Source organism: Pseudomonas sp. NPDC086251, from assembly GCF_044746405.1.
Lineage (GTDB): Bacteria > Pseudomonadota > Gammaproteobacteria > Pseudomonadales > Pseudomonadaceae > Aquipseudomonas.
Map to the genome: position 1 here is coordinate 1 of NZ_JBIVBY010000031.1, position 3,818 is coordinate 3,818.

The following is a 3,818-nucleotide window of genomic DNA, read 5'->3' on the forward strand; positions in this document are numbered from 1 at the left end:
ACTAGGAGAATTGACTCATGGCACACAAAATAGATGGTGGTAGTACCCGTAACGGTCGCGACTCAGAAGCTAAACGCCTTGGCGTGAAGATGTATGGCGGCCAGGCTATCATTCCGGGCAACATCATCGTGCGTCAGCGCGGCACCCAATTCCACGCCGGTTACGGTGTTGGCATGGGTAAAGATCACACTCTGTTCGCTAAAATCGACGGCGTGATCAAGTTCGAAGTAAAAGGCGCTTTCAACCGCCGTTACGTGAGTATTGTCCCGAAGACTGAAGTCGTCGCGGCATAATTACGTAGTTGCTGGAAAAGCCCTGTCTCGCGACGGGGCTTTTTCGTTTGTGGGGTGAGTCTCTTGCAAAGCTGTTTGTAATGGGCGAAAGCAGCTGGATTTTGCGGTCGTTGCTTGAGGTCGCTGCGCTCATTTTTGCAAGAGTCTTATGTCTAGATTTTTTCGGCTCGTCCGTATGACGAGAGGCGTTTTGTTATGAAGTTTGTTGATGAAGTATCGATTCGAGTAAAGGCCGGTGACGGCGGCAACGGTTGCATGAGCTTCCGTCGCGAAAAGTTTATTGAAAACGGCGGCCCGAACGGCGGTGATGGTGGTGACGGCGGCTCGGTCTACATGCTCGCCGACGAAAACCTCAACACCCTGGTGGACTACCGTTACACCCGGCACTTCGATGCCGAGCGTGGTTCCAACGGCGGCAGCACCGACTGCACCGGCAAGAAAGGTGAAGAGCTGGTGCTGCGCGTTCCGGTCGGCACTACCGTGATCGATTCGGCCACGCAGGAAGTCATCGGCGACCTGACCAAGGCCGGTCAAAAGCTGCTGGTGGCTCATGGTGGCTGGCACGGTCTGGGCAATACCCGTTTCAAATCCAGTACCAACCGCGCTCCGCGCCAGACCACTCCGGGTAAGCCGGGTGAGGCGCGTGACCTCAAGCTGGAAATGAAAGTGTTGGCTGACGTCGGCCTGCTGGGCTTGCCGAACGCCGGTAAAAGTACCTTTATCCGTTCCGTTTCGGCCGCCAAGCCGAAAGTCGCCGACTACCCGTTCACCACGCTGGTGCCGAACCTGGGTGTGGTCAGCGTCGATCGCTGGAAAAGCTTCGTGGTCGCGGACATTCCGGGCCTGATCGAAGGTGCTTCCGATGGCGCGGGCCTGGGGATTCGCTTCCTCAAGCACTTGTCGCGTACTCGCCTGCTGCTGCACCTCGTGGACATGGCGCCGCTGGATGACGCCAGCGCTCCGGATGCGGCTGAAGTGATCGTCAGCGAACTGACCAAGTTCAGCCCGTCCCTGGCTGAGCGCGATCGTTGGCTGGTGCTGAACAAGTGCGACCAGATCCTTGAAGAAGAGCATGATGCTCGCGTCAAGGAAATCGTTGATCGCCTGGAGTGGACCGGTCCGGTCTACGTGATCTCGGCCATCTCCAAGCTCGGCACCGAGCGTCTGTGCCACGACATCATGCGTTACATGGAAGATCGTGCAGACCGTCTGGCTAACGATCCGGTTTACAAGGAAGAGCTGGCGGAACTCGATCAGCGCATCGAAGACGAAGCCCGTGCCCAGTTGCAGGCGCTGGATGATCAGCGTGCCCTGCGCCGTAGCGGCGTGAAGTCGGTCCATGACATTGGCGACGATGATTGGGACGAAGAAGATGTGGATGACGAAGACGGTCCGGAAATCATTTACGTGCGTGACTGATTCGTTGCGATAAACTTAAGCGCCGCTCACTAGAGCGGCGTTTTAGTATCTGGAAATCGATCGTTGGTCACGAATAACCACGATTAACGTCACGGGCAGTGCCAGGTCGTGCTGCCCTCAAGCTAAGGTTGAAGATGATGCGGAGCAAGGTGACAGGTGCGCAGCGTTGGGTCGTGAAGATCGGCAGCGCTTTGCTGACAGCGGACGGCAAGGGCCTGGATCGCGCGGCAATGGGTGTCTGGGTCGAACAGATGGTGGCCTTGCATGAGGCGGGCGTCGAGTTGGTGCTGGTGTCCTCCGGGGCAGTAGCGGCCGGCATGAGCCGTCTGGGCTGGACCGCACGACCCAGTGCGATGCACGAGCTCCAGGCCGCTGCTGCCATCGGCCAGATGGGCCTGGTGCAGGCCTGGGAATCGAGCTTCGCCGAGCATGGCCGGCACACCGCGCAGATTCTCCTGACTCACGATGACTTGTCCGACCGCAAGCGCTACCTGAATGCGCGCAGCACCTTGCGCGCGTTGGTTGAGCTGAAAGTGATCCCGGTGATCAACGAAAACGACACCGTGGTCACCGATGAAATCCGTTTCGGCGACAACGATACGCTGGCCGCATTGGTGGCCAACCTGGTCGAGGCTGACCTGCTGGTGATCCTCACCGATCGCGACGGCATGTTCGACGCCGACCCGCGCAACAACCCGAATGCCAACCTGATTTACGAAGCGCGTGCCGATGATCCGGCGCTGGATGCAGTGGCGGGCGGCACGGGCGGGGCGTTGGGTCGTGGCGGCATGCAGACCAAATTGCGCGCTGCGCGACTCGCAGCTCGTTCCGGAGCGCATACGATCATCGTTGGCGGGCGCATTGAGCGTGTGCTGGATCGCCTCAAGGCGGGCGAGCGCATCGGCACCTTGCTCTCGCCGGAACGCGGTCTGCTGGCGGCGCGCAAGCAGTGGCTGGCCGGGCATCTGCAAACCCGTGGCACCCTGGTGCTGGATGCCGGTGCAGTGACGGCGTTGTCCAAGGGGAACAAAAGTTTGCTGCCGGTGGGGGTCAAATTGGTCCAGGGCAGTTTCCGTCGTGGCGAAATGGTCGTATGCGTGGCGCCGGACGGTCGTGAAATCGCCCGTGGCCTGGCCAACTACAGCGCTCTGGAAGCACAAAAAATCATCGGTCAGTCGTCTGAGGCGATTGTCGGTCTGTTGGGTTACATGGCTGAACCGGAACTGGTTCACCGCGATAACCTGATTCTGGTCTGAAGGAATATCTGAATGCGCGTGGCAAAAGGATTGTTGGGGCTGCTGTTGGCGATGCCGCTGCTGGCTTCGGCCGAAGAGATTGGCCAGGTATCGACGGTGTTCAAGTTCGTCGGGCCGAATGACCGTATCGTCGTCGAGGCGTTTGATGATCCGAAGGTCGAAGGCGTGACCTGCTACCTGTCGCGCGCCAAGACCGGTGGCGTGAAGGGCGGTCTGGGCTTGGCCGAAGATCGTGCCGAGGCGTCCATCGCTTGCCGTCAGGTCGGTCCGATCAGCTTCAAGGGTGAGCTGAAGGATGGCGACGAGGTGTTCAAGGAGCGCACGTCGCTGGTGTTCAAGACCATGCAGGTGGTGCGGTTCCTCGACAAGAAGCGCAATACGCTGGTGTATCTGGTCTACAGCGATCGTTTGATCGAGGGCAGTCCGCAGAATGCGGTAACGGCAATCCCGATTCTGCCATGGGCGCACGCTCAATAAGCTAGCGCAAATCGAAATGTGGGAGCGGGCTTGCTCGCGAAGAGGCCATAACATTCAACATCATCGTTGACTGTTATGCCGCCTTCGCGAGCAAGCCCGCTCCCACATTTTTTTTGCGTCGCCTGTTAAATCGCAGGCAATAAAAAACCGACCCTGAGGTCGGTTTTTTAACAAGCTTATCGCTTAGGCGGCAACAGCAAGGTTCAGAGCCTTGACGTGACCGTTCAGGCGGCTCTTATGACGAGCTGCCTTGTTCTTGTGGATGATGCCTTTATCGGCCATACGGTCGATAACTGGCACAGCCAGAACGTAAGCTGCTTGAGCTTTTTCAGCGTCTTTTGCGTCAATGGCTTTAACTACATTCTTGATGTAG

Annotated in this window: 5 protein-coding genes; 4 read left to right on the top strand and 1 reads right to left on the bottom strand. The window is 58.4% G+C overall.

From position 1 onward, the window contains the following. The first annotated feature begins 17 nt into the window (after positions 1-17). The 4 genes from rpmA (at position 18) to ACIPL2_RS27675 (ending at position 3,445) form a co-directional block, all read left to right on the top strand. A complete protein-coding gene (gene rpmA, locus ACIPL2_RS27660) occupies positions 18-293 on the top strand; it encodes a 50S ribosomal protein L27 (RefSeq protein WP_401361827.1) in 276 nt (91 codons plus the stop codon). Between the two features lie 195 nt (positions 294-488). Then, the gene (gene cgtA / locus ACIPL2_RS27665; protein ID WP_401361830.1) at positions 489-1,712 is read left to right on the top strand and encodes an Obg family GTPase CgtA; all 1,224 of its coding nucleotides are present in this window, start codon (positions 489-491) and stop codon (positions 1,710-1,712) included. A gap of 137 nt (positions 1,713-1,849) precedes the next feature. Further along, positions 1,850-2,968 (top strand): glutamate 5-kinase, encoded by a 1,119-nt coding sequence (gene proB / locus ACIPL2_RS27670; protein ID WP_401362008.1) that lies wholly within the window; start codon positions 1,850-1,852, stop codon positions 2,966-2,968. A 12-nt stretch (positions 2,969-2,980) separates the two neighbouring features. Then, complete coding sequence (locus ACIPL2_RS27675) at positions 2,981-3,445, top strand: CreA family protein (RefSeq protein ID WP_015096894.1); 465 nt, start codon at positions 2,981-2,983, stop codon at positions 3,443-3,445. A gap of 183 nt (positions 3,446-3,628) precedes the next feature. Here ACIPL2_RS27675 and rpsT read toward each other — a convergent pair. After that, positions 3,629-3,818 (bottom strand): 30S ribosomal protein S20 (gene rpsT / locus ACIPL2_RS27680; RefSeq protein ID WP_401361833.1); only part of this gene is annotated, 190 nt, incomplete at its 5' end.

Excerpts from the sequence above, each read along its gene's own strand:
- ACIPL2_RS27675 (WP_015096894.1), top strand. The coding sequence starts at position 2,981 with ATGCGCGTGGCAAAAGGATTGTTGGGGCTGCTGTTGGCGATGCCGCTG.
- rpmA (WP_401361827.1), top strand. The coding sequence starts at position 18 with ATGGCACACAAAATAGATGGTGGTAGTACCCGTAACGGTCGCGACTCA.
- cgtA (WP_401361830.1), top strand. The coding sequence starts at position 489 with ATGAAGTTTGTTGATGAAGTATCGATTCGAGTAAAGGCCGGTGACGGC.
- proB (WP_401362008.1), top strand. The coding sequence starts at position 1,850 with ATGCGGAGCAAGGTGACAGGTGCGCAGCGTTGGGTCGTGAAGATCGGC.